A 26,353-nucleotide genomic window follows, 5' to 3' on the forward strand; every position below is an offset into this window, starting at 1 on the left:
TTCCCTTTTAGTGGTCGACTGCGCGTCCAGAGCTGATTTGTTGGTTTTTGGCTTCATTGATTCCGTACTTTTTATCAATTTTGTCAGCAACTACGGCATTCACAAATAAGAGACCGATAAACGTCAGCACGGCCCCTTGAGCCCCCATGTAATAATGGAGAGGAAATCCTCCAAAGATTTGTATTGAGCTTAGTGGTTCAGCGAAAAAAACAACTCCGTACGACACAACGAACCAAACGACAAAGTACAAGACGAGGTACCTATTTTTTTCTCGAAAATAGGCATCCGCAACAGTTTTGTCAATTTTTTTCATAATTTCACCTCCGTATTTCCCATTTTCTATTGTTTCTCTATAGAAAATCTCCTGTCTGTGTGTCGCCCCTTATTCGTAGCTCACCTCCCTTAAGGCAATTTCCTTTGTCTCTCTTTTCTCTATCTATTTACTGCAAATTAAAAATCCATTGCACCGTTTCAAATACGGATCCCGGAACCTTTACTATTTCGACTATGAATAAACCAAATATTGCGACGAATGGTAGTGTCAATGCCCACGTTTTTCGCTTTTTTAATCCTAGGTACAAACTAATTATTGTAATGATGGATATAAAAACAAGAATTATCCTCAACCTCCCTCATGTTATTCATGAAACCGCTACCATTATTCTCAAAAAAAAGAACCTTCATTTAAATATAATGAAAGTTGCGAAAATTATAACACCACTAATGAATATGAGCAAGTAGGGATAGAAATGACCTAAAAAAATCTATTATTCATCCTTGTAGCGATACATAAGGAAGAGTGGCGAAACCCTCGCCCCCCTCCTCTCTATTGTGCAAAAAATAGTCTTAAGACAACTTGTCTGACTGGTGTTCTTCCCCGATGACTTCTAACAGGCACCGAACCGCAGCAGTCAAATCCTGTTGTGACCAGCTGGACATTTTTTTGCCTGATTGGATAACTAGTTCATGTGAAGCAGGAATATGTACGAAGCCCGCTTGAACTGGTCTTGCTTTTCTGTTCGCCTCATGAAGTGCAGTATACATAACGGCATTGCATAGATAAGTTCCTGCTGTGTTACTTATATTTGCTGGGTAAGACTTTGCGTGTAGTGCTTCCACAAAAGCACGATTCGGTAGTGTGGAAAAGTAGGCTGCCGGTCCACCTAGCACAATAGGATCATCTCTTTTTATCACACCCTCATTGTCAGGTTCTCCATCACAGACGTTAATGGCAATACGCTCAGGTGTAATGGCTGTTCTGCCCGCTGCGAGCCCGAGAGCAAGAATGACATCAGGCTGAAGTTCATCCACTGCTTCGAGAAGCGCTTCTGGTCCCTTTTGAAAATCGACTGGTAATACTTTCGTGTGAACATACATATCGCCTACATATATACCATCTATTTCTTTGCAGACCATTTCAGTAGGGTTGATCTCCAGTCCTAAAAACGGCTCAAATCCTGTGACTAAACAAGTACTCATTAGCTCATTCTCCTTTTTGTCTCATTATACAGAACATAACTACGATATTCCTACTAGAAACATTCATGTATGGTATACAGTTCAACATTTGTAATTTATGTGCTATATTTGTAAAATGAAACCATATTCTAGGAGTGATCAAATGAACTCACTGTGGACGATGTTATCTTCGTTACTTGTTATCGTACTTGCTGGATGCGGGACTGCAAGCGGGGATAGTGGACCACCTCCCTTCGAGGCAATCGATCAAAACGGCGATCCTGTCACAGAGGCAGATTATGAAGGGAAAACCTTGCTTGTCGACTTTATCTTTACTAGCTGTGAAACCGTCTGTCCACCGATGACCTTCCGAATGGCAAAGGTTCAGCAAATGCTAGAAGAAAAGGGCCTTCAAAATCAAGTGGAACTCATTTCTTTTAGTATTGATCCGCAAATAGATACCCCTGAAAATTTAAAAGAGTTCATAGGACGATTCACACAAGATGAGAGCAACTGGACGTTATTAACAGGGTATTCTCAATCTTTTATTGAAAATTATGCGGTGGACGAATTCGGAGTTCTCGTGAAAAAGCCAGCAAACGATGATCAAGTGATTCATGGAACGTCCTTTATTCTGATAAGTCCTAGTGGGGACATCGTTGACGACTATAGTGGGGTAATGGACACACCTTACGATGAAATCCTTGAGGACATACAATCGATTTAACACCAAAAAACTCTCCTACCTGTTTCATTAGTAGGAGAGTTTTTGATCATTGTTTACGTATTTGATTGACCGATGGAAGCGTCAGGGGACTCTTCCTCTTGACCGTCTTCTTGGTCATCTTCTACGCCTTCAGCCTCGTCTTCATCGTCAGCAGGTTCTTCCCCAGTTTCACTATCTACACTTTCTTCATCTCCAGCAGGCTCTTCTGCATTTGAATCGCCTTCGGAATCATCTTCTTCCGTAGCATCATAGAGACTAGATAATGGTTGATTAAAATAGTCGAGTGGGTTTAACGCGTCCCCATCTTTGCGAATTTCAAAGTGAACGTGTATCCCTGCCTCTTCATTAAACAAGCTTTGTCCTGCTTGTGCTAGTACATCACCTTGTTCAACTTGATCTCCTACTGCGACTTGCACTTCCTCTAATGAAGAATAGTGCGTTATAATACCTTCACCGTGTTCAATTTCAACAATATTCCCGAGCAGTGCGTCCTCAGTTACACTGAGTATTGTTCCACTCATAGACGCTGTTACATCAAAGCTTTCACCACTTTGGCTAGCGATGTCAACGCCTTTGCTTTGCTGGTACGTATTGTTGTAGAACACAAGTGCTGCTTCACGCTCTTCATCAGAACCCTCAGCATCGTAATACTGTGTCTCGATTACGGCTTCATCTTGATTCACTACTGGCCAAGCAAATGTTTCGTTGTCTGCTGTAACCTCAACCGCGTCCCCATCATTGGTCTCGTTTTCACCGTAACTTCCATCCACATTCGTATTCTCTTCTTCTGCTACCTCTGGTTCAGGTTGATTTGTAGCTTGGAACCATACTGCAGTGGAAATGATAATGGCGGCAACGGCAATGTACATCGCTGGGAATACCCAACGTTTGCGGAAAAATTTCCGCGCTGGTTTTGGAGAAGTTTGCTTTTCTTCCTCTCTCATTTTCATCACCTCAGCAACCAGTTTGGTCGCGTTTTAGAAATAATATACATGGGGTGAAAAATTTTTTGGATTTAGTTTATGTAGAAAGAAGAAATCTATACACAAAACATAAAAAAAAGCGTGCAGTTTTTGCACACTTTTTCTTATGGAGTAGAATACACCACCGTTTTCTTTAAAAAGTTTGTTGCCTTCCCTATCTCGATGCCTTGATAATAATAAGTTACAATTTGCTCTGCAGTCTTTCCCTCTCTTGCCATACCGTTCGCTCCGTATTGGCTCATCCCTACACCGTGTCCGTATCCTTCTGTTTGAAACAAAATCTCGTTTCCATTCCTCGTCCACGTAAAGTCAGAAGATCGGAGTTCAAGAGCTTCTCGAACCTGTCGACCTGTAAAGGTTTGCTCACCAAGCTGCACTGTCGCCACCCGTTCCCCTGCTGTCCGCTCTAAAATGGTGCCGATTTCCCCCTGCTCTGGCAAGGTGATATTCAGCGCAGTTTCTACTATCTCTATAGGGATGGACTTTTGATCTTCATACTTTGGGGACGATGTTTGATCCCAAGTGCTTTTTACACTTTTTAAATACGGAACTTCGTTTGCCCAATAATCTTGACTATTTTCTGTGTAACCATTTGATGTTGAAAAATAGAACGCATCAATTGGCTCATTTGCATAAGTTAAAATTTTCCCTCTCGTTTCGTCAACCGCTTGCTCAATTTTCTTTTTATTCTCCTCGTAATCCTCTTTCCAAAGAGACCGTAGCTCCTCATCATCTTTATATACTTGATGAGAGATCGTATCTGTAACTTGTGCTCCTTGTGGGACACCTGCTGGATCATCTTGTAAAAGTAGTTTAGTGATATACGTTCGCGCGGCCAGTGCTTGTGCCTTCAACGCTTCTAATTCAAAGTCTGCTGGCATTTCACTTGCCACAACACCGACAACGTATTCTTCTAAAGGGATTTGGTCGATTTTCTCTTGATCAGAACGAAAGACCGCTACCTCTACTCCATTGAGTGGATCTGATGAAGTAGCTTGCGCTTTTGATTTGATTAAGTTCTCCTGCTCTTGTCCTTGGAACGGCATCACAACAAGCACCGGCACAACAACAGTAAGGATAAAAGTAGCTGTTATACAGAGGATTAGGGGTTTCCATGATTTCAAACAAAGGCCCTCCAGTCATTTTCAATAGGTAGTAGAATGAAATGGTGTAGTAAATTGTTTCCCATAAAAGGGCTTGGTAGCTTTCTGGACAATTCTTTCACAATATATGGGGCCCGGGCATAAAATATGACAAGGTGGCTTGGTTTTAGATGAAAACGAAATCACTCTAATTTCTGACCAAGACAAGACAGTTCCCACGACTACGGGATTATTCACATGCTAAGATTAGAATTAGCAGCATAGGGGAGATATAGGAGAGCTATGCAAAAAGAAGGTGCAGGACGCAAAAAAAGACAGATAGCTAAAAATAGCCATCTGTCGCCTAATCATTTATTATTGTGCTGCTTTTGAAGAAGTCGCTTCGAGTGGTGACCAATTATAAGCATCTTCCATTCGCACTCGTTCAATATCGGCACCGAGCTGTGCAAGCTTTTCGTGCAGACCGACATAGCCACGATCTAAATGCTTTAACTCCGTAACACGCGTCATTCCGTCTGCCCGAAGTCCTGCTAAAATTAAGGCGGCCGCAGCTCGCAAATCAGTCGCAGCCACTTCAGCACCTTGAAGTTCACTAGGGCCAGACATCATCACCGAGCGACCTTCAATTTTAATGTCGGCATTCATGCGTCGGAATTCTTCTACATGCATAAAGCGATTTTCGAAAACCGTTTCAGTAATCATACTCGTGCCATTTGCACAAAGCAACAGTGCCATAAACTGAGACTGCATATCTGTCGGAAACCCTGGATGTGGCATCGTTTTAATATCAACTGCCTTTAGCCTCTCTGGTCCGATGACACGAATACCGTCTCCTTCTTCTTGACACAACACACCCATCTCCTCCAATTTTGCCATTAGAGAAGTTAAATGTTCTGGCACAGCGCCTTGAATCCACACGTTCCCTTTCGTGATGGCTGCAGCTACCATGAATGTTCCTGCCTCGATACGGTCTGGAATAATAGCATGCTCGACCCCACGAAGCGATTCTACACCTTCAATACGAATAGTGCCTGTGCCCGCTCCCCGAATAGAGGCGCCCATTTTGTTTAAAAAGTTTGCTAAATCAACAATTTCAGGCTCTTTCGCGCAGTTTTCCAGCACAGTGGTTCCTTCCGCTAGTGTCGCGGCCGTCATAATATTTTCTGTCGCCCCGACACTCGGGAAATCAAGATATACTTTTGCTCCTTGCAAACGCCCTTCAACTTGGGCATCAATAAATCCATTTCCAACTTTCACAGTAGCGCCCATTGCTTCAAATCCTTTTAAATGCAGGTCAATCGGGCGTGAACCAATCGCACATCCTCCTGGTAATGCGACTCGTGCGCGACCATTTCGAGCGAGCAACGGTCCCATTACTTGTACAGAGGCTCTCATTTTTCTTACATACTCAAATGGTGCTTCATCTTTTAACTCTCGTGATGCATCGATGTGAATTTCATTACCCAACAATTTCGTTTCGGCACCTAAATATTTCAGAACCTCTGAAATTGTGTTTACATCGGAGAGAGCGGGTACATCACGTATGACACTTTTTCCATCACTGGCTAACAATGTAGCGGCAATCACGGGCAAGACAGCATTTTTTGCACCTTCTACTTTTACAGTGCCCTCAAGCCGGTTTCCGCCGCGGACGATGATTTGTTCCAAGTGTATTCCCCTCCGCGTCCAATTTCTCTATATTACTATTCAATCGTCATGGTTGGTGTGCCAACTACTGAGGTAGTCTTTGCGCCCAATCGTTGCTTTCGTATGTCAAATAATCTAAGTGTTTCGGTCTTCTTCAGGTTTGTTGTCAATGTTCCGGTTTCATTTACAATTTTCTAGCCCGGATGGAAATCATGTTTCCCGTACATCCTCATTGGTTAAGGCAAAATCATTTGCTATTTCTGTGTTCCAGCCTGGCACAATAGCCTCAGACCATAACATACGTATGGGCTGCTTTGTTTTCGAGGGTCGTTTATCGGCAAATGGTGTTCATACAATCTGAACGTCACTTTTTCTCTTCGTCCATTGCCAAACCCTTTCAGCTAAACCTACACATGCGTTCACGTCCACTTCCGACTTCACCTGTTCAATCGATTGTCTTGCTCAACAAAGTCCATGTTTCAATCTCACACCCGCTTTTCACCAGCTGCAGTAGTAGTAACGAGGAGCTGCTCGCACAACTTGAACTTGGATTTGTTTCAGTTAAAATAAACGATATCGCAAAGACTGGTAGATCAAACAAACGAATAAAGAAAATAATGGCAAGAACACTATATACGACTTTTATACCCTCGTCTCCCTCTCCTTATTACCAGTGTTACCACTGCAGGGAAGAGCATACGTAAGAAAAGTCTGCACCATATATTGGCGTGTGATTCTATTTGGAATTTTCTCAGTAGAAGATGTTTTCGACTAAAAGTTTCCTTGTTTTTCAATGGTTAGACGCCTGTAGATCAGAACGTCAAAAACCAACGAATTTTGGAAAAACCCTTAAATTCCTGCCACGACCACAACAAACAACGATAAGTATATCTAATAACAATACGTATGTATGTTTTGATCAGTTGTGAGCAAGTTGTAGACCAACCCTTCACATTTTAATTCATTTCACAAAGGAAGACTACATGTAAGAAGTCCCATTTCTTGAGAGAATTTTCCCTTTACGAAAACATATAGGGTAATCGACGTGCCCACTCGACATAATCAATGGCGAAATTGCCAACAGCTGAGCCAATCGCAATCGTAATGAACACGTATAGAATACGGGCCTGTGCGACTCGATTTGCACGCAGCAATTTATCAAAATGGAGTGCTTGTAATGCCCACCACGTGACTGCTATGAAAAACAGCTGAATGATGATGCTGAGCAACGCCATCTGTCCAAAAGCCTCCACACGTACCCGCTCCTTTTCTACGGCTAATTTTAAGCAAATTCATTATACATTTTAACACAGAGAGATATTCTCTTGTATAGGAAAATACAGCTTTCGACAAGGTTAAGCATGATTTTTCGACATTTTTTGAAAAAGGATGACTTCATGAAAAAACCACTACGTCTACTCTCAGACCTCTTCTCGCCATGCTACAATTTTAGTTTCAACTTGTTTTATGAATGTTCATAATTGCTTATCACATACACTTTGTAAGTTTGTATGATAAAAGGAGACAGGCACCTCATATATATAGACTATCTTGAAACAAGAGGTGAAACCATGAGTTATATTACTCTTTGGACAATAACCGTTCCGGCAAGTTTAGTTACCGGTTTACTGGCTGTGTTAGGGACTGGGCTTATCCTATCACGGCATTCCAAAAAAACGTACAGCCTAGACCCCTTGTGGGATACTGTTTTTTGGCATGTGCTTATTTGGAAGGGAAGCTATGTAATCATGTATTGGGAGACTGTCGTTTCCTCCCCATTAAGCGTCCTGTACTTTGATGGCGGGCTTACGGGTGCGATACTAGCTACCGTTGTATCTGTTGCGCTTCTTTTTTGGAAACATACAGAACAAGGTAAACTATCCGTATACATACGGGCTTACTTAGGAGTATTTACACTGTATCAGTGGGTAGAATTCATTTTAGACGGTTACTCGATCGGTATGCTTCTTGTACTAATTGCTCAAAGTGGGCTCCTCGCTTGGTATTTACGGCGAAAGCACCCAACCATGATCGAAAGCCGACAAACGATTGTGCTATACATGGCATTCTTACTTTGGATGGAAACCGTAAAACTAACATCAACACCCGCTGAATTACCCGTAGCTCTCTTATATGGAGTCGGTTTGCTATTGTGTACTTTACGCAGAAAGGAGACGACTTCTATATGAAGCGGCACATATTCTCCACAATATTGATTTTATTATTAATCAGTGTGTTTTTAGCAAATGTGTTGGACTGGTTCGGAGGAGAGGATAACCTCGGTGAAGGAGTAAATATATCCTTTGAGACAAACGGATCTAAGATTCTAGAGGCTGGAGATGAAGCGCCTAACTTCACATTACAAACTTTAAGCGGGGAGACGTTTGAACTGTTTGAAAATCGCGATAAACCTCTCTTGCTAAACTTCTGGGCGTCATGGTGCCCACCATGTAAGGCAGAGATGCCCCATATGCAAAGCGTGTATGCAAAGTACAGTGATCAAGTTGAGATTGTAGCCGTGAATCTGACGAATCAAGATAATGGGGTCGAAGCTGTGAAATCATTCCAAGAAGAGTATGGGTTGACCTTTCCGATTCCACTTGATCAAAAAGGCGAGGTAGGCAGACTTTATTCGATACTCACTATCCCTACTTCGTATTTCATTAATACCGATGGAACCATCTATCAAAAGTACATAGGTCCGATGAATGAGGAGACGATTCTTTCGATTGTTGAGGAGATGGAATAAACGAAATCACCCAACAAACGGAGCCTAATCATTGATCACGGCTCCGTTTGTCGTTGAGTTAAATTATACTGTCCTCCTAATAAATCATAAAACACGTCTTCAAATGGTGCAAAATTAGAATGACCTGTCACGCTTCTTGCCTCACTAGGAGTTCCATGGAACGAAATCCTTCCTTCCGCTAATACCATCATTCGGTTACACAACCGCTCTACTTCACTCGCATCATGAGTTGTATAACAAACAGCTCTTCCTTCGCGCACCCACCCCGTCAGAAATTCGCCAATTTCTCTTTTAGAGGGAAGGTCTATCCCTACAGTCGGCTCGTCTAGAAGGAGAACTTTCGGGTCATGAAGCAGCCCGATGGCAATATGAAGTTTGCGCTTCATGCCACCCGATAACTGGTGGACCGGTACCTTCCACACCCCAGGTAATGAGACTTGTTCGCATAGTTGCTGAAGAAATTGTGGATCCTTTTCTACTCCCTGTACTTTGGCAAAGAAGCGCATATTTGTTTCCACCGTTTCCCCGTCCCATAACGCCAGCTCTTGAGAAACGAACCCTACAGCCCGCCTAACAAACTTTTGGGAGCCCTCTAGTGAGTGTCCCGAGATGAAGACATCGCCGCTAGCAACTGGACGCAACGTAGCCAACGTAGCTAACAAAGAAGATTTCCCTGCTCCATTGCTTCCAAGTATGCCAAAGATCTCCCCCTCCTGGACTTGAAAAGAGAGTGGGTGGACAACGGTCTTCTTTCCGCGTCGAATCGTAATTTGATTAGCTACTATCATCATGAGCGGTTCTCCTCCCGATAATGGTTTCCCCAACAAGCAAAGATACCGAACCCGACCCATAAAAGCGCGGGTGTATACAAAAAGGGTGATTGAAGTAGCCACGTTTGGAAAACACCAAATGGGAGGATCTCTTCTGCAAAAGTAACTGTCCGCAATAACTCACTCCCCCCCACAAAGGCACCTCCCAGCAAACTCATGAACAGAGCAAGCAATGAAGCAAACAAAACAAATGAGTTTTTTCCTCGAAAAAAGGTCGCCATGCTTCCCCAGAAGCTGACAAGAAAAAGCGAGACTAGCGCTAGTTTGAACGCTAGCATGCCACTCATGAACGGAGTAGGTGATGCGATCAGTTCCAGGAGCAATCCCCCTACAAACAGCCCTGTTCCCCAAAGAAAATGTTGTTTCGAGGCGTACGCCTTCCATCCTTTCGCTGTCGTTCGAATTCGTTTTCCTAAGGGGGTCGTCCGGAGTACCTGTAACTTTCCAGATCTTTCAATTAGCAACAGCGAAGCGGATAACATCCACACCCCCCATGAAAAGGGGCTGACTACTTCTTCACTTCCCTTTTCATCATTTGCCTCCATTGTAGACTCTGCCACCGTCAGTAGTGGTACAGGCTCCCAGTATTGCTGACCGAATGCATACGCTTCCTCATACGTTACTGCCTCCATCGCCTCCAAAGAAACCGCGGCCTTTGCCTGCAATGCAATGCGCATCAGCTCGCTTGCCAGTTCCTCTTGAAATACGCCATACCCAAAAGACCCAGCTCCGATAATGCTCGTAACGATAGGATCTATCTCACCGTTAACTAGCCTCTCCTCAAAGCCTTTTTGGAAAAGAAACACACTGTCCACTTTACCAATTGCTAATGCACGTCTCGCTTCATCTTCCTCGAGCTGAATGAGACGATACGTTTGTGTCGTCTCTTCCAAACGTTTCAAAACGCTCTCCACCATTTCAGTCTCTTCCTCGGTGACAATGGCAATCGGAATCCGAACATTCTCTCCAGCTTCTCTCGTCCCCCATGCCCACCCTTGCGTAGCTATGACAGGAATAACAGCAAGCACTATGAACACAGCAACTTTATTCTCTATGCGATGGGTTTTAGGATTTTCGTTCACACCTTGCCCAGAAATAAACCCCCGTCGACTACATTCAACCGCGAATACAAGTAGGATCATGCCGATCAAGAATAAAATCATCACCTGTACTTGTAGCTTTTCTCCCCCTTCTCCCCAGGCAAACAATCCCCATTGCTGAAACCATGTCGTTGGAATCAAGTCAAGAATCGGCATCCATTCAAGAGGAAAATAGGCAACGGGGACCCACTGACCACCGAGTATCGTCCCGCACAAAAATACCGGCAATAGAAGTACCCACTGTAAAAGGTGATTTCTCGAAATAGAACAAACTAGAAACGCGATCGCCTGCCAAAACACGACGAGAACTATAGATGTGCCAAGTACAGGCGCTAGCTGAACGTCACTTTCATTCCAAAGTAGAGACATTCCCACCGTATAGGGGATCCCCCATGCCATCACGAACGCGATCGAGCCAAACCAATGAGAGGAGAGGAGTTTCCAGCGAGGCACCCCCATTACTTGCAGGCGCTCATCCACTGCGTGTGAACTCTTGAGGGAAACGATCACCACAGATAAAATTGACCACATAGACAATACCAACAACCAAGACGATACGATGAGGTACGACAGAAGTGAAGACGCATCAGTACGCCACTCTTCTTCCTGATCAAAAAAATCCTGTCCCTTTAAAGCCTGTAATGTATATGCCAAAATTGCGGGTTGCATCTCGTCAACAGTAAGCGCAGGGTTCTGTTTGTTTTGAAAGTGATACAAGGTGTTGACTGCACTTTGGGCTGCCGTCACATAATCCGTTGTGCTATGCAGAAACTGTGAAATCCACTCCGCATAAAATGGCTGTTCTTCGTTTTTCACCACTTCGATTGATCTGTTTTCCCCGTCCATTAAAGAAGCAGCAAAACCTTCTGGAATGACCATCATCGCTGCAACGTCATTCGTTCGTATCGCTTCCTGTCCTTCCTCATAAGACATCTCCTGAATGTCTAAAGAAGCCTGCACATGTTCAAGTCCTTGTAAATGTTCGACAATAAACGTCGTTTGAAAGTTTTTATCCTGATTGACAAGCGCTACAGAAATCGGCTTTTGTTCATCGATGGACAACAACATCCAGAGAAGAAACGTGATGGTACCTATACAAATAATCGGAAAAAGCCCTGCCAGTAGCAGGGTTTTTCGATCACGCCAAAGAGCTCGCATGGAAAGTTTCGTTAATTGCCAAATCGTATTCATTGGACCTTATCCTATAATCCTAAAAATAGCGATTGATATTCCAATATAATCTCTTGAAAACGAGCAGAGATATCCTTCCCTAATGCCGTAAACTCCTCACTCGTCATCTCACCAACGTACACACTTGGCACTTCATCAAAATTTGGGAAATCGAGATTGTCTGTAAAAATAGTCGTCGAGTCGACTTCAAGTTCGACTTCATATTGCTGGGCACCATCATCAATCAACAGGGTCATATCATATTCTTGCTCAGCACGGTCGTCTTCCAGCGCTATGTTACGTACTTCTAGTATCTCACCAGAAAGTCCTACTTCAAGTCCTGTGCCCGTGACCTCGTCTACGGAGAGGTCAAAAGCATGCTCAAACGTTTTTTTAGTTCCCTCTTCATTTACAAGCTCGCTACTCCCATTCAATACAAGAGTAGTAGATGTCGTCCCATCAACGTTCATGCCCACTTCAAAGGAATATTCACTACTTTCATTGCTCATTTTATCTTTTTTCAGATCAAGAGTGATCGTTTCCGCTGAATTGTTATTCGTCAGTTCTGCACTCCATTGCTGTTTCGCTCCTGCTTCCATAGGTACATTATGCGTTAGAAGAGATACAGCCACTGGTTCTGGCCCACCTTCTGTTGTAAACGAAAGTTCGCGCTTCACAATTTGCTCATCACCATCCACCCATACCACCGAGGTTACTCCTTCAGGCATTCCGATATTTTGAATATCGTTTTCCAGAATAAGGTGAAGCTCATTCTCAAACTCCTCCACCGAGATCACATTGTCTGCATTGGTTTGAGTTCCCAAAAACATCTCGTAGCGGCCCACGATCATATCATGGAGCACCTCATCCGTGGCGGCTTTCTTCCAGAGGGATTGAAAAATAGCGTAGATCTCATCCTCTGATAGCTGAAGTGTTATCTGCCTAAGGTTATCTACTGTTGCGCCTTCATACTCTACAGAAGCTCCCTCTTCCATCGTAAAGCTCTCTTCTGGAAGGTTATCGTATAAAAGCTTTCCATACGTATCTGCCAAATAATTACTCTCTTCTTCTGACAATTTGATGTTCTCCCATGTCAGTTGCTTGTACGATATGCTTTCTAGGCCCCTATACATAGGATCGAAAGTTCTCATGACATTTCCAAACTCATCATTTTGAATGTAATAGTATTCATCGAACAGCTGCGGTACTTGGACACCAGATTGCTCTTGAGACTGATAAAATTCTGCACCGATCAGCTCTTGCTCTTGTAAAGATATTCCTAAGCTTGACAAAGTCTCATTTGCCTCTGGATTGATTTGTGTTTCCATTTGCAATGACACCTGTCCTAGTAAACTATTTATAAGGAGCATACTAGGGTCGCCTGCCAAGTTCGGCATGGAGAATCCCCCGGTAACCTTTACTTCACTTTTACTCGCTTCCGTCGCAGTCCGCTCGGATAGCTCTAGGAGATCACCATACGCCTGTTCAAACTCTTCCGAAGCCGTATCATATGCGTTTGCTTCACTCATTAAGTACACATTTTTAGGTGATGATTGGGCGATGAAGGCCATACTTGCTGCACCAATACCTACCAACCCGATCAAAGTCAAGATCCCAACAAGCCATTTCCTCTTCACAGGGACTGACGTGTTCGACGAAACTTCCAACGAGGCCGCTGATTCTTGCTGAGCATCCTTTTCATGCTGACTCATTTACTTCCTCCCCCTCCTTGCCCTCACTTACGTACTCAAAAAAGCATCTGTCTGCCACAAGCCAAATAGAAAAGCTTGTCTCTTTATATCTATGCGCCCTGTGTCATTCTAAAACATCTACTCGTAATATCTGTCCGATAGCTGCTCCTACAAATTCGACTTCCACATATTTATTTCCTGCATATGGCATCATGTTCGTAGGCAAAAAATAAACGCACTTTAAAGAGTGTTTCTCTTTAAAGTGCGTGAATAGTGTTTCTTTAGCGTTTACCAGATGCGCTCATACGGTTCATCGCACGTTGTAGTGCGAGTTCTGCCCGTTTGTAGTCAATCGTCTCCTGATTCTTTTGATTCAATCGTTCTTCTGCACGCTGTTTAGCGCGCCCAGCACGATCCACATCAATGTCATCAGCGTTCTCAGCAGATTGTGCAAGAATCGTTACTTTATCTGGGCGAACTTCCAAAAATCCACCGCTTACTGTTACGATGTCTGTGCTGTCCGCTTTCTTTAATCGAACAGAGCCAATGGTCAGTGGAGCGACCAGAGGGATATGCCCAGGCATAATACCGAGCTCCCCACTCTCCGCCTTCGTACTGACCATTTGCACATCGGATTCATAAACGGGACCGTCAGGCGTGACAATACTGACCGCTACAGTCTTCATACTTGACCCCTCCTAGGTTCCGGCGTTTATGCTCCTTGTTCCATTTTCTTAGCATTTTCGAGTACATCCTCCATGCGCCCGACAAGACGGAACGCATCCTCAGGAATGTGATCGTACTTGCCTTCAAGAAGATCTTTAAATCCTTTTACCGTTTCCGCGACAGGTACATAAGAACCTTTTTGTCCTGTAAACTGCTCGGCAACGTGGAAGTTCTGTGACAGGAAGAATTGGACACGACGCGCACGCGATACGACCAATTTATCTTCATCACTCAACTCATCCATTCCAAGGATCGCAATGATATCTTGTAACTCTTTGTAACGTTGAAGTGTTTGTTGCACTTCACGCGCAACAGCGTAATGCTCTTCTCCAACGAACTCCGGTGATAGAGCACGAGAAGTTGATGCCAATGGGTCTACTGCTGGGTAAATCCCCATTTCTGTCAATTTACGCTCTAAGTTTGTTGTCGCATCCAAGTGGGCAAACGTCGTCGCTGGTGCTGGATCAGTATAGTCATCGGCTGGTACATAAACCGCTTGAATAGACGTTACAGAACCAACGTTTGTAGACGTAATACGCTCTTGAAGTTGACCCATTTCGGTTGTAAGCGTAGGCTGGTAACCTACCGCTGATGGTAGACGCCCAAGAAGTGCGGATACTTCTGAACCAGCTTGAGTAAAGCGGTAGATGTTATCAATAAAGAACAACACGTCTTGACCTTGCTCATCACGGAAGTATTCCGCCATTGTCAAACCAGTCAAGGCAACCCGCATACGTGCACCTGGTGGCTCGTTCATTTGTCCGAAAACCATGGCCGTTTTGTTAATAACGCCAGAGTCTTTCATTTCGTAGTACAAGTCATTTCCTTCACGTGTACGCTCACCAACACCGGCGAATACGGAAATACCTCCGTGCTCTTGCGCGATGTTGTTGATCAGTTCTTGGATAAGAACCGTTTTACCTACACCGGCACCACCGAAAAGTCCGATCTTACCACCCTTAATGTACGGCGCTAGTAAGTCAATGACTTTAATACCAGTTTCTAAAATTTCAACCTCAGTAGAAAGTTTGTCGAACGTTGGAGCACTACGGTGAATTGCGTCACGACGTGCAGAGCTATCAACTGGTTCGTCTAAATCAATATTGTCCCCAAGTACGTTGAAGACACGACCTAAAGTCACATCCCCTACTGGTACGGAAATTGGTGATCCCATATCCGTAACGTCTTTCCCACGAACTAGACCATCAGTAGAGCCCATCGCAATAGTACGGACTGAGTCGTCTCCCAAATGGAGGGCGACTTCAAGCGTAACTGAACTGCCTGCTTCTGAGCCTGATACAGTTAGGGCGTTGTATATTTTCGGAAGTTGTCCACTCGGAAACTTCACGTCAACTACAGGTCCCATAACCTGAAGGATTTGTCCCTTGTTCATCACATTCCCTCCTTACATTGTGTTTCAGCCTGAAGTGCTTATTTAACGGTTCGAATAGTTATTCTAAGGCCGCTGCTCCACCGACAATTTCAGTAATCTCTTGCGTAATCGCGGCTTGACGTGCACGGTTGTAACTAAGCGAGAGCGAATCAATAAGTTCTTTCGCATTATCCGTCGCACTCTTCATTGCCGTCATACGGGAAGCGTGCTCACTTGCTTTCCCATCAAGGAGCGCTCCGTAGATTAGACTTTCTGCGTATTGTGGTAGGAGTACCTCTAAGATTTCTTCAGCATTTGGCTCAAATTCATACGATGTGAGCTTCTTTTCACTACTTTCTGCGAGATCCGTAAGCGGTAGAAGTTTCTTTTCCTGGACCTCTTGCTGGATAGCGCTGACATAGTGACTATAGTACATATAGAGCTCATCGATGGTTTCGTCTTGGAACATGTCCACCGCTTTGCTCGTCATTTCCTTAATATCTGCAAAGTTCGGTTGATCAGGTACGCCTGTAATGTCTAACAGTACGTTCATGCCACGTTTCACAAAGAAATCACGCCCGACCCGACCAATTGCAATTATTGCATATTCATCCTTTGATCGATGACGAGATTCAATCGCTAGTCGTACTTGTCGTAAAATGCTGGCATTATAGGCTCCCGCCAGACCACGGTCTGACGTAATGACCAAGTAACCCGTTTTCTTCACAGGGCGATTTTCGAGCATAGGATGGCTAGCATCTTGACTTCCAAGTGCGATACTCGTCACAACATCTTGGATTTTATCCATATAAGGGACGAACGATTTTGCGTTCATCTCCGCACGGTTCAACTTGGATGCCGAAACCATTTCCATTGCCTTCGTAATCTGGCTCGTTTTTTTCGTCGAGTTAATTCGCGTCTTGATGTCGCGTAATGATGCCATCTCCGTTCACCACCCTCTTATTAACATTCACTCAGAGATTATTCGCTAATTGCAAACGTCTTTTTAAACGCCTTGATTGCTTCGTCAAGCTCGTCACCTTCAGGTAGTGTTCCACTTTCACGAATAGTTTGCAGCAATTCTTTACGCTCGCTATCCATCCAGTTGAACATTTCTCCTTCAAAACGACGAATGTCAGTGACTGGTACATCATCAAGGTATCCTTTTGTGAGTGCATAGAGGATCGCAACTTGTTTTTCCACACGGAGTGGCTTGTTTAAGTCTTGTTTCAATACTTCAACCGTACGCGCACCGCGAGCTAGTTTTGCCTGTGTTGCCTTATCAAGATCTGATCCGAATTGAGAGAAGGCTTCTAACTCACGATAAGATGCTAGATCCAAACGGAGTGTACCAGATACCTTCTTCATCGCCTTCACTTGGGCAGACCCACCAACACGTGATACAGACAAACCTGCGTTAATCGCTGGACGTACGCCAGAGAAAAACAAGTCAGATTGTAAGAAGATTTGTCCATCAGTGATGGAAATAACGTTCGTTGGAATGTAAGCGGAGATATCTCCAGCTTGTGTTTCAACGAACGGAAGGGCTGTTAAACTTCCTGCACCCTTTGCGTCACTCAATTTTGCCGCACGCTCTAGCAAACGGCTGTGTAGGTAAAAGACATCCCCTGGGAATGCTTCACGACCTGGAGGACGACGAAGTAGCAAAGATAATTCACGGTAAGCAGACGCTTGTTTAGAAAGATCATCGTATACGACAAGAACGTGCTTCCCGTTGTACATAAATTCTTCTCCCATTGTTACACCCGCATATGGTGCTAAGAAAAGAAGTGGTGCTGGTTGAGAAGCAGACGCTGTTACAACGATTGTGTACTCTAGCGCTCCATGCTTACGCAACGTTTCTACCGCTGTACGAACAGTTGATTCCTTCTGTCCAATCGCTACGTAGATACAAACCATGTCTTCATCTTTTTGATTTAAAATTGCATCAATCGCAACAGAGGTTTTCCCTGTTTGCCGATCTCCGATAATAAGCTCACGTTGCCCGCGACCAATCGGGACAAGCGCATCAATCGCTTTAATTCCCGTTTGAAGAGGCTCATGAACAGATTTACGGTCCATAACTCCTGGCGCTCCACTTTCAATAGGGCGCGTTTTTCCAGTTTGAATCGGACCTAATCCGTCAACTGGTTGTCCTAGTGAATTCACAACACGTCCGATCAGCTCTTCTCCAACCGGTACTTCCATGATGCGTCCTGTACGACGAACTTCATCGCCTTCACGAATGTCTTGGTATGGTCCAAGAATGATGATCCCCACATTACTTTCTTCGAGGTTCTGTGCCATTCCTAATACACCATTAGAAAACTCGACAAGCTCTCCTGCCATGACATTGTCAAGACCATGAGCACGCGCGATTCCGTCACCAATTGTGATGACTGTACCAACGTCAGTTACTTCGATGTCAGACTGATAATCTTGAATTTGCTTTTTTATCAGTGCACTAATCTCTTCAGCTTTTATGCTCATGATTTTCACCCCTTATACTGATGGAATGGATATTAAGCGAGTTCCCGTTCGAGACGGTTTAACTTACCCCGTAGACTGCCGTCATAAATTCGGTTACCGATTTTAATGCGGACGCCTCCGAGCAACTCACTGTCTACTTCGTTTGTAATACGAAGGGTTTGTTTTCCTACTTTTGCTGCAAATACATCAGAAAGGCTCGCTTTCTCTTCAGCTGTCAGAGGACGAGCAGAAGTAACCACTGCTTCAGCGATCCCTTTTTCTTCGTTTGCTAATGCGATGAATTGTTCTGCAACTGTTGCAATCTCAGTCTCGCGATGACGCTCGACAAGAAGTTGGAGCATGTTCAACACGTAAGGTGCTGCTCCTGCAAAAGCACCCTTCACTAATTCCTTCTTTTTCTCACTAGAAAGTTTCGGAGATTGTAAAACAGTCACCAGTTCCGGCGTAGTTCGGATCGCTTGACGAATTTCACGAAGTTCCGCTTCCACTTCATCGAGCTGCCCTTGTGCTTTCACAAGTTCAAACAAAGCAAGTGCGTAACGTTTAGCAACTACACTCATTTCGCGTCCCCTGCCTCATCTAAATAAGAAGAAATAATTTTGTGTTGATCTTCCTCTGACAAGTTCTTCTCAATAACCTTCGATGCGATCATAACAGAGAGAGACGCCACTTGTTCACGTAATGCTGCCACAGCTTGGTCCTTCTGCTGATCAATTTCACGCTTCGCAGACTCTTTTAAACGACTTGCTTCTTCACGAGCCGTGACAAGGATCGACTCGCGTTGATCTTCCCCTTGTTTACGTGCACGCTCTATTAATTCTTGCGCTTCTTGACGAGCTTCCTTCATCAAAGCACGGTGCTCTTCTAGTAATTTGTTCGCTTCATCACGTTTAGCGTCAGCGTCATCCAATTGACTAGCTACGTGTTTTTCACGTTCTTTCATCATATTGGTAATCGGTCCCCATGCAAACTTTCGTAACAAAGCAAGTAGGATAATGAACGCGATTAGCTGATACAAGCTGTCGCCCCAATTAAATCCTACAGCACCAAGGACAAACATATCTAACGTACCCACGAGCGATTCACACTCCTTTCAGAGTTGGTCAATTCTATCGACTCAAATTTATACAGTCCACATAAGACAATGGCGAAGGTTCCAGGTTGGAGGGTCTTCGCCATAATGACTCCAAAATTCTTAATTAAACAGTAAACGCAATAACAACCGCGATGATTGGAATCGCCTCAACAAGTGCTACACCGATAAACATCGTTGTTTGTAACATACCGCGCGCTTCCGGTTGACGAGCAATTCCTTCGACTGTACGTGATACGATAAGACCGTTACCGATACCTGCTCCAAGTGCTGCAAGACCGATAGCAATAGCTGCTGCAATAGCATTCATGATTTGTTGTCCTCCTTAAATATATGAAAGTTTAGTAGGCTTCCCAAATGGGTATAATCAATGGTCAGAGCTTACTTTATGAGCAAGGTACACCATCGTTAACATAGTAAAAATAAACGCTTGAATTACACCGACAAAGAGACTAAATCCTTGCCAAGCTATCATCGGGATAATCCCTGCAAGTCCACCAAGGATACTGGATGTTCCGAGACCAACGAGCAGTGCAAGAAGTATTTCACCCGCATAGATATTCCCATAAAGTCGAAGACCAAGCGTTAGCGTGTTTGCGAACTCCTCAATAATCTTCAACGGGAATAAGAACCACATCGGTTTGACGAACTCTTTCCCATAGCCGCCAACACCCTTCAATTTCACGCCGTAGTAATGGCTTAATACAACGACTAAGAGCGCTAATGTTAAGGTAACAGTTGGGTCAGCTGTCGGCGATTTCCACCAGAGCTCATTATCGACCACAATGGCTAACGGCACACCAAGCAAATTGGCGACAAGGATGTACATAATTAAGGCAAGTCCAAGCAAATGAAACCGCCCGCCATCCTTCCAATCCATCGTTGAATTAATGATGTTCCGAATAAAGTCAATGACCCATTCCATAAAGTTTTGCAATCCTGTTGGGCGCATTTGTAAGTTTCGCGTGAACAATATTGCAGTAAGCAGAACGATAACAGTGGCTACCGTAATCATTAACACGTTTGACATGTTAAAGGGTATGGTCAATTCACCTATCACCAGTTCCTCTATGGGCGCTTCATGTTCTTCCATCATCTCACCTCTTTTCCCGCTTCTTGCTAACCAAGTTTAGAACAAAAAAATCTATCATAATGACAACATACATTGTCATTAATCCAATTACAGTACTTCCCAGCGAGATGTCGTCAGGAAAACGCAGTACGATGACAACCGCAAGTGCCCCTGTTGCCAGACGCGAAAAACTTCCTAATGAACGAGTACGCTCTCCCTTTGCAATCGCTTCCCCGAACTGTGTTGACTTTCTTTGTAAAAGCCAGAAGTTGAATAAACTCAGGCTTGTCCCAAGAATCAACCCCGCAAAGACAGGTGCATACGGAGTGAACCCCCATCCGATTGTATAAATGGAGAGGAGATATAATAAGTACTTCGTTCCTCGCTTGAAAAGTGTGTTGAGGTCGGGCATCATGACACCTACTCTTTCGTATAACGTCGGATTGTCATGAGCATTGCAGTAATGCCCGTAGCAAGTCCCAATAATACCCCGGTAATAAGAAGTAGAGGATCTGTTTGGAAAGTATCATCAAGCCATCTGCCTCCGAAGAGACCGATGAGTATTGAACCTACCAATTGGGACAAAATGGCTGACATGAGAGCCATTGCTCGTAAAGGGTGGCGGTCAGGCTGTTTATTCACAGTAAATCGACCCCCAAGAAAAGTTGGGTAAAGTTGAGGAATTTCAGATCTGATAGGGCTACGTAGAGTAGAGGGAAAACACCTTTGAAAACCCTATCATCCTATACCCTTTGTTAGCATACAATAGCCCCCCAACCATGTCAACGTGTTCTAGTTTATTAAATCCATTCCCACAGCTACCAATTGTTGGTCTGTCACATTTTGATCACAAATTCACATACTTACTGAACCTATGAGTTTTTTTATAAATGAAATTCGCGGATATCGGCTCCTGATCGCGGATATCTGCTTCTGACCGCGGATATATTCCTCTGACCGCGGATATATTTCCCTGATCACGGATATCTGCTTCTGACCGCGGATATCTGCCCCTGTTCGCGGATATCTGCCCCTGTTCGCGGATATATTCTCCTGACCGCGGATATCTGCTTCTGTTCGCGGATATATTCTCCTGTTCGCGGATATCTGCTCCTGTTCGCGGATATCTGCTCCTGTTCGCGGATATCTGCTTCTGACCGCGGATATCTGCCCCTGTTCGCGGATATTTTCTCCTGATCGCGGATATATCCTCCTGACCGCGGATATATTCTCCTGTTCGCGGATATATTCCCCTGATCGCGGATATATTCTCCTGACCGCGGATATATTCCCCTGATCGCGGATATATTCTCCTAACCGCGGATATATTCCTCTGATCGCGGATATCTGCCCCTGTTCGCGGATATATTCTCCTGACCGCGGATATCTGCTTCTGTTCGCGGATATCTGCTTCTGTTCGCGGATATATTCTCCTGTTCGCGGATATCTGCTTCTGACCGCGGATATCTGCCCCTGTTCGCGGATATTTTCTCCTGATCGCGGATATATCCTCCTGACCGCGGATATATCCATAGCTCCGTTGCGAAGTCGTTGCGTTTTTTCAGCAGGCTATGGTGTAAGCCCGAACAAACGGAATGGTGTAAACCCGCATCAGACAAACAAATCGAAAAAAAAACGCCTCATAAAATGCATGAAGGCGTTTTTACTTTAGCGATGTTGATGAAACCGCGTTACAGGTTGTTGCAGTGCGATTTCCATTTCAATGACGTCCTCTTTTTTCGATTTGCGTGCAAAGATAAACGCATGGTAGTCCCCAAAAGGTACTCGATCCATTGGTATTTCCCTTTCGAGTAAACCCCTTTCAATGTTACGCCCCCAGTCGAGAAACCCAACAAAGCGAAGTGTGTCAGGGTCATACAGAGCGATCCCAAACTCTTCTGCGCCCCCAGGCAAGTACACTTCGTATTCCCATTTATCTTTTTCTTCTGCAAGCCGTAAATCAAATCCCATTACCCGTGGATAGTCAGGTTCTTTCGCCACAAGCAAGTAGGGGAGCTCGATTGTCTGTTCCTTACTTCTTAGCGTCACGAAGCCATCATAAAGCGATTTTTTGTTATCAACAAGTTTTGCTGTTACTCGTACCCGTTTGCTTTCCCCTGCGTCCAGTGAAAAAGAGGCTGGAAAACGCCACTCTATCATTTCTGTATCGGGGGCTTCAAACTGATATGTTTGCCGTTGGTCACTGACATTTTGTACGGTGACTTCTGCTTGCTTTGTTCGGTCTCCTCCCACACGTTGCACCTTTCCAAACGAAAGAGCACTTGGCATGACAAGCGATTTTGTTTCGATTGCTTCCACGACTTGTATCCTGCCTGCTCCTTGCTCATAGACAGCATACGGTTTTCCATTTTTCGTAACAAGTGGCTTTGCCGTATTCATGAGCGCTGCCTTAATTTGCTCTGGTTTCCAGCTTGGATGTGCCTGTTTCAAGAGTGCGGCAGCCCCTGCTACGTGGGGGGCTGCCATACTTGTACCTTGCAACTCCATGTATCCACCTGGCACTGTACTATTAATAGCAACACCTGGGGCCAGTACATCCGGTTTGACCATCCAATTTCCTGTGACGGGTCCTCGTGAGCTGAAGCCTGCCAATACATCTTCCACTTCTTTTGTATGCAATCTAATCTCATCCGTCCCATTCTTCATCTCTCTACGCAACTTGGCTCCGTCCTCTTTAGATAAAGCAGCTACCGGAATGTCCAGAAACTCCTCTATATTCCCGACAAAATCCCCTTCTACGTTGTTAACAATTAGGAGCCCGATCGCTCCTGCCTCTTGAGCAAAGAGAGCTTTGTTTGTAAATGTCACTTCCCCACGATCCACGAGCGTAATGTTACCCGTTACATTACCGTACTCTTCTTTTGTAGTACCTAAGCCGACATCTTCCACCTCGTACGTTCGTTCTGTTTGCCATTCAGTCGAACCGATGAGTGGTTGTAAGGCAAGAGAATTCCTATTTGCACCAAATTCCATAAAGGGTATTTTCATGGGAGGGGTTGAAGCGCCCACAGAAATCGCTTTTCCACTAGTCCCCGGTGAACCAACCGTCCATTTATTCGGTCCACTATTTCCATTAGAAGTTACCGCCACAATTCCCTTTTCAACCGCTTTGTTTAAGGCAAGACTAACTGGAAGATCTGGTCCATTTACAGTCGTGCCTAGGGATAAGTTGAGTATGTCTACTTTGTCGCGAATAGCTAATTCAATCGCCATAATCACTTGCTCTGTCGTTCCGAAGCCACCCGGCCCGAGCGCTCTGTATGCTTTAATTTTCGCTTTAGGTGCGATACCTTGCATCATACCGTCTGCTGCAATGACTCCTGCGACATGCGTTCCATGAAAGGTGTTTAGGCGACCTTGGGAAGTGGTTTCCATTGGATCCTGGTCTCCGTCAATTACATCACGTCCGCCGTCGTAATTTCTCATGAGATCAGGGTGCTGGTAGTCAATGCCTGTATCGATGACCCCAACCATTACTCCTTCACCAGTGAGTCGATGGTCTTTTGCATCGTACAGTCCGCGTACATCAGTTGCACCTATATACGGGATACTCGTTTCGCCATCAGTTGCATAGGAAACTGCCTTAGAAATAGATGAGATGCGTTGGATGCCGCCCAATTCTTTTAGTTCTCTAACTGGACCCGACACAGAAAACCCTGAGAACACCTCTGTAAACACGTGGCGAAGTTCCATATCTTTAAAAGGGGCCAGCATCGCACGTATTTCATCTTCCGTTTTCCTCTCTTCCAGCACAACAATAGCTACCTGCTCTTCGTCGAGAGAAGGTTCCGGTAGTGGAGGGATTTCTACTTTTATTTCCCGTCCGCTTACGATCATTCCACTAAACGAAAATGTTATGACACACAATATACATAACAACTTATACCAAAGACCCACACGCGTCACTCCCCTCTCTCCCGCTTACCGATTAGCGTGTCTCCCGAGTAGGGAAGGTATGCGCGACAAAATGGGAGTTTTGTCCCTTTTGAACGGGGGTTTGTCCCTTTTGAAAGCAATCGGTACTTTCGCCGATTTCTTTCCAGCGCTCTCACCAAAGAAAGTACTCCTCAAAATGAGAAGTACTTCTACACAATATATGTTTGCAAAGGGTTAACGCTTTATAGCTGGTTCAAAAGATGCCGGTCGTTCAGTGGTTTGCCCGAATCGATAACGAATACTCTCTGCAATTCGAGCAGATGCTTGGCCGTCTCCGTACGGGTTAGACGCCTTAGACATCGCGTCATACAAAGCTTGATCTGTTAGCAATTCTGTCGCCAATTGATAAATAGGTTCCTCGTCATTGCCTGCAAGCTTCAACGTTCCTGCTGCGATGCCTTCAGGGCGCTCGGTCGTATCACGAAGCACGAGAACTGGCTTCCCGAGTGATGGTGCTTCTTCTTGAATACCACCGGAATCTGTGAGTACAATGTGTGCGCGCGAAAGGAAGTTATGAAAGTCAATCACATCTAGCGGTTCAATTAGATGAATACGAGGATCATTTCCGAGCACCTCATCCGCTAGCTCACGAACAACTGGATTCAAGTGGACCGGATAGACAACCTGTACATCCGGTTGCTCTTCCACAATTCGTTTAATGGCACGGAACATATTGCGCATCGGCTGACCGAGATTTTCCCGGCGGTGTGCTGTGACGAGAATGAGGCGGTCCTCACCGAGCTTGTTCAACACTTCGTGGTCATAGCCATCCGTCACAGTTGTTTTCAACGCATCAATAGCGGTATTTCCAGTGACAAAAATCGCGTCGCCTTTTTTACCTTCATCTAATAAGTTACGCGCTGCTTGATCGGTTGGCGCAAAATGCAAATCAGCCATCACACCGGTCAATTGGCGATTCATCTCCTCCGGAAACGGGGAATATTTATTCCACGTTCGCAGGCCTGCCTCGACGTGTCCCACCGCAATTTGGTTATAAAAGGCTGCCAAACTCCCGACAAATGTCGTTGTTGTATCGCCGTGAACGAGCACGATATCCGGCTGGTGCCTTTTCATGACCTCATCTAACCCTTGAAGCGCACGTGTCGTCACATCGATCAACGTTTGGCGGTCCTTCATAATATTTAGGTCTTCATCTGGAGATATATCGAAAAATCCCATTACTTGATCAAGCATTTCGCGATGCTGTGCCGTAACAACAACAATCTGTTCAAATTGTTTAGGACGAAGATTCAACTCTAACACGAGTGGTGCCATCTTAATTGCCTCAGGACGCGTTCCAAAAATCGTCATCACTTTTATTCGTTTCATATGTAGAAACTCCTTTCGATCAGGACGTACACGGTTTACAAACTACTTTGTACCAAACAGACGGTCTCCAGCATCACCAAGTCCAGGAACGATATAGCCTTTTTCATTTAATTTTTCGTCTAAAGCGGCGATATAAATGTCTACATCAGGGTGCGCTTCCTTCACGACCTCTACGCCTTCAGGGGCTGCAATCAAGCACATGAATTTGATGTTTTTCGCACCACGTTTTTTTAAGGAGTTCAACGCTTCAACCGCAGAACCACCCGTTGCAAGCATAGGATCAACTACAATAAAATCACGCTCCTCAACATCTGATGGCAATTTCACGTAATACTCAACAGGCTGTAATGTTTCTGGGTCACGGTACAGACCGACATGTCCCACTTTTGCTGCTGGAATGAGCTTCAGAATTCCGTCGACCATTCCAATGCCTGCCCGTAAGATCGGCACGATACCGAGCTTTTTCCCCGCCAAAACGTTCGATGTTGCTTTCCGTACTGGCGTCTCAATTTCGACCTCTTGTAATGGCATGTCTCTCGTAATTTCAAAAGCCATTAGTGTCGCTACCTCATCTACAAGTTCCCGAAACTCTTTTGTCCCTGTATGTTGGTCACGGATATACGTTAATTTATGCTGAATGAGCGGATGATCAAACACATACACTTTTCCCACAACGTTCTCTCCTTTAGTACCAAGACTTTGGTTTTTTCACACTTCCCATCATTTTACCGAAAAAAATCGACAGCTTCAATGAGACATCCTGCAAAATGTGTGCGCAAAACAGGAAAATCGTCAGGATCACTCATTGACTTGTAGAAATTTGCTGTAATTTGCAAATAAGAATGATTACGAAAAT

General features: G+C 44.6%; 26 protein-coding genes. 3 read left to right on the plus strand and 23 right to left on the minus strand.

Features of this window, described 5'->3' with window-relative positions:
• Nucleotides 1-7: 7 nt before the first annotated feature.
• Together HHK01_RS13915 and HHK01_RS13920 are read right to left on the minus strand one after the other, a co-directional pair.
• Complete coding sequence (locus tag HHK01_RS13915) at nt 8-313, minus strand: DUF4212 domain-containing protein (RefSeq protein WP_170008338.1); 306 nt, start codon at nt 311-313, stop codon at nt 8-10.
• Nucleotides 314-846: 533 nt separating this feature from the next.
• The gene (locus tag HHK01_RS13920; RefSeq protein ID WP_170008339.1) at nt 847-1,479 is read right to left on the minus strand and encodes a pyroglutamyl-peptidase I; all 633 of its coding nucleotides are present in this window, start codon (nt 1,477-1,479) and stop codon (nt 847-849) included.
• A gap of 151 nt (nt 1,480-1,630) precedes the next feature.
• On the opposite strand from HHK01_RS13920, the gene HHK01_RS13925 reads away from it, so the two are divergent.
• Nucleotides 1,631-2,185 (plus strand): SCO family protein, encoded by a 555-nt coding sequence (locus HHK01_RS13925; protein ID WP_170008813.1) that lies wholly within the window; start codon nt 1,631-1,633, stop codon nt 2,183-2,185.
• 53 nt (nt 2,186-2,238) lie between these two features.
• On the opposite strand, the gene HHK01_RS13930 is transcribed toward HHK01_RS13925, so the two are convergent.
• From HHK01_RS13930 to HHK01_RS13945, 4 genes are all read right to left on the minus strand, one after another.
• Complete coding sequence (locus HHK01_RS13930) at nt 2,239-3,129, minus strand: stage II sporulation protein SpoIIQ (RefSeq protein ID WP_170008340.1); 891 nt, start codon at nt 3,127-3,129, stop codon at nt 2,239-2,241.
• Between the two features lie 143 nt (nt 3,130-3,272).
• Nucleotides 3,273-4,292: a stage II sporulation protein D gene (spoIID, locus tag HHK01_RS13935; protein ID WP_170008341.1), complete on the minus strand. Its 1,020-nt coding sequence runs from the start codon at nt 4,290-4,292 to the stop codon at nt 3,273-3,275.
• A 333-nt stretch (nt 4,293-4,625) separates the two neighbouring features.
• Nucleotides 4,626-5,939: a UDP-N-acetylglucosamine 1-carboxyvinyltransferase gene (gene murA, locus HHK01_RS13940; RefSeq protein ID WP_170008342.1), complete on the minus strand. Its 1,314-nt coding sequence runs from the start codon at nt 5,937-5,939 to the stop codon at nt 4,626-4,628.
• 998 nt (nt 5,940-6,937) lie between these two features.
• Nucleotides 6,938-7,171: a DUF1146 family protein gene (locus HHK01_RS13945; RefSeq protein WP_407646913.1), complete on the minus strand. Its 234-nt coding sequence runs from the start codon at nt 7,169-7,171 to the stop codon at nt 6,938-6,940.
• Nucleotides 7,172-7,489: 318 nt separating this feature from the next.
• Here HHK01_RS13945 and HHK01_RS13950 point away from each other — a divergent pair, with 318 nt between their 5' ends.
• Both HHK01_RS13950 and HHK01_RS13955 read left to right on the plus strand, forming a co-directional pair.
• On the plus strand, nt 7,490-8,107 hold the full coding sequence (locus HHK01_RS13950; protein ID WP_170008343.1) for a hypothetical protein: 618 nt from the start codon (nt 7,490-7,492) through the stop codon (nt 8,105-8,107).
• The gene (locus HHK01_RS13955; protein ID WP_170008344.1) at nt 8,104-8,667 is read left to right on the plus strand and encodes a redoxin domain-containing protein; all 564 of its coding nucleotides are present in this window, start codon (nt 8,104-8,106) and stop codon (nt 8,665-8,667) included. The genes HHK01_RS13950 and HHK01_RS13955 overlap by 4 nt, the downstream gene beginning before the upstream one ends.
• 35 nt (nt 8,668-8,702) lie before the next feature.
• Here the strand turns inward: HHK01_RS13955 and HHK01_RS13960 are convergent, their stop codons facing one another.
• The 17 genes from HHK01_RS13960 to upp form a co-directional block, all read right to left on the minus strand.
• The gene (locus HHK01_RS13960) at nt 8,703-9,458 is read right to left on the minus strand and encodes an ABC transporter ATP-binding protein (RefSeq protein WP_228027588.1); all 756 of its coding nucleotides are present in this window, start codon (nt 9,456-9,458) and stop codon (nt 8,703-8,705) included.
• Nucleotides 9,455-11,788: an ABC transporter permease gene (locus HHK01_RS13965; protein WP_170008345.1), complete on the minus strand. Its 2,334-nt coding sequence runs from the start codon at nt 11,786-11,788 to the stop codon at nt 9,455-9,457. The genes HHK01_RS13960 and HHK01_RS13965 overlap by 4 nt, the downstream gene beginning before the upstream one ends.
• An 11-nt stretch (nt 11,789-11,799) precedes the next feature.
• Nucleotides 11,800-13,479, minus strand: coding sequence for a DUF6583 family protein (locus HHK01_RS13970; protein WP_170008346.1), 1,680 nt, complete (start codon nt 13,477-13,479; stop codon nt 11,800-11,802).
• 260 nt (nt 13,480-13,739) lie between these two features.
• Nucleotides 13,740-14,144 carry a F0F1 ATP synthase subunit epsilon gene (locus HHK01_RS13975; RefSeq protein WP_170008347.1) on the minus strand — a complete coding sequence of 135 codons (405 nt, stop codon included), beginning with the start codon at nt 14,142-14,144 and terminating at the stop codon, nt 13,740-13,742.
• 26 nt (nt 14,145-14,170) lie between these two features.
• Nucleotides 14,171-15,577, minus strand: a complete 1,407-nt coding sequence (gene atpD / locus HHK01_RS13980; RefSeq protein ID WP_170008348.1) for a F0F1 ATP synthase subunit beta — start codon at nt 15,575-15,577, stop codon at nt 14,171-14,173.
• Nucleotides 15,578-15,635: 58 nt separating this feature from the next.
• Nucleotides 15,636-16,499 (minus strand): F0F1 ATP synthase subunit gamma, encoded by an 864-nt coding sequence (locus tag HHK01_RS13985; RefSeq protein WP_170008349.1) that lies wholly within the window; start codon nt 16,497-16,499, stop codon nt 15,636-15,638.
• A gap of 38 nt (nt 16,500-16,537) precedes the next feature.
• A complete protein-coding gene (gene atpA, locus HHK01_RS13990) occupies nt 16,538-18,046 on the minus strand; it encodes a F0F1 ATP synthase subunit alpha (protein WP_170008350.1) in 1,509 nt (502 codons plus the stop codon).
• A gap of 32 nt (nt 18,047-18,078) precedes the next feature.
• On the minus strand, nt 18,079-18,606 hold the full coding sequence (locus HHK01_RS13995; protein ID WP_170008351.1) for a F0F1 ATP synthase subunit delta: 528 nt from the start codon (nt 18,604-18,606) through the stop codon (nt 18,079-18,081).
• Nucleotides 18,603-19,121, minus strand: a complete 519-nt coding sequence (locus tag HHK01_RS14000; protein ID WP_194241266.1) for a F0F1 ATP synthase subunit B — start codon at nt 19,119-19,121, stop codon at nt 18,603-18,605. Before HHK01_RS14000 ends, HHK01_RS13995 begins: the two co-directional genes overlap by 4 nt.
• A 124-nt stretch (nt 19,122-19,245) precedes the next feature.
• The gene (atpE, locus tag HHK01_RS14005) at nt 19,246-19,449 is read right to left on the minus strand and encodes a F0F1 ATP synthase subunit C (protein ID WP_170008352.1); all 204 of its coding nucleotides are present in this window, start codon (nt 19,447-19,449) and stop codon (nt 19,246-19,248) included.
• 57 nt (nt 19,450-19,506) lie between these two features.
• A complete protein-coding gene (gene atpB / locus HHK01_RS14010) occupies nt 19,507-20,232 on the minus strand; it encodes a F0F1 ATP synthase subunit A (protein ID WP_170008817.1) in 726 nt (241 codons plus the stop codon).
• A gap of 4 nt (nt 20,233-20,236) precedes the next feature.
• On the minus strand, nt 20,237-20,623 hold the full coding sequence (locus HHK01_RS14015; RefSeq protein ID WP_170008818.1) for an ATP synthase subunit I: 387 nt from the start codon (nt 20,621-20,623) through the stop codon (nt 20,237-20,239).
• Nucleotides 20,624-20,631: 8 nt separating this feature from the next.
• Complete coding sequence (locus HHK01_RS14020; RefSeq protein ID WP_170008819.1) at nt 20,632-20,817, minus strand: AtpZ/AtpI family protein; 186 nt, start codon at nt 20,815-20,817, stop codon at nt 20,632-20,634.
• A 249-nt stretch (nt 20,818-21,066) separates the two neighbouring features.
• Nucleotides 21,067-21,744, minus strand: a complete 678-nt coding sequence (locus HHK01_RS14025) for a hypothetical protein (protein WP_170008353.1) — start codon at nt 21,742-21,744, stop codon at nt 21,067-21,069.
• A 135-nt stretch (nt 21,745-21,879) separates the two neighbouring features.
• The gene (locus HHK01_RS15805; protein WP_322619372.1) at nt 21,880-24,138 is read right to left on the minus strand and encodes a S8 family serine peptidase; all 2,259 of its coding nucleotides are present in this window, start codon (nt 24,136-24,138) and stop codon (nt 21,880-21,882) included.
• A gap of 204 nt (nt 24,139-24,342) precedes the next feature.
• A complete protein-coding gene (gene wecB, locus HHK01_RS14035; RefSeq protein WP_170008354.1) occupies nt 24,343-25,497 on the minus strand; it encodes a non-hydrolyzing UDP-N-acetylglucosamine 2-epimerase in 1,155 nt (384 codons plus the stop codon).
• 42 nt (nt 25,498-25,539) lie between these two features.
• Nucleotides 25,540-26,169: a uracil phosphoribosyltransferase gene (gene upp, locus HHK01_RS14040; protein WP_170008355.1), complete on the minus strand. Its 630-nt coding sequence runs from the start codon at nt 26,167-26,169 to the stop codon at nt 25,540-25,542.
• Nucleotides 26,170-26,353 lie beyond the last annotated feature (184 nt).

The organism is Bacillus fonticola, from assembly GCF_012955605.1.
GTDB lineage: Bacteria > Bacillota > Bacilli > Bacillales > JC228 > Bacillus_CG > Bacillus_CG fonticola.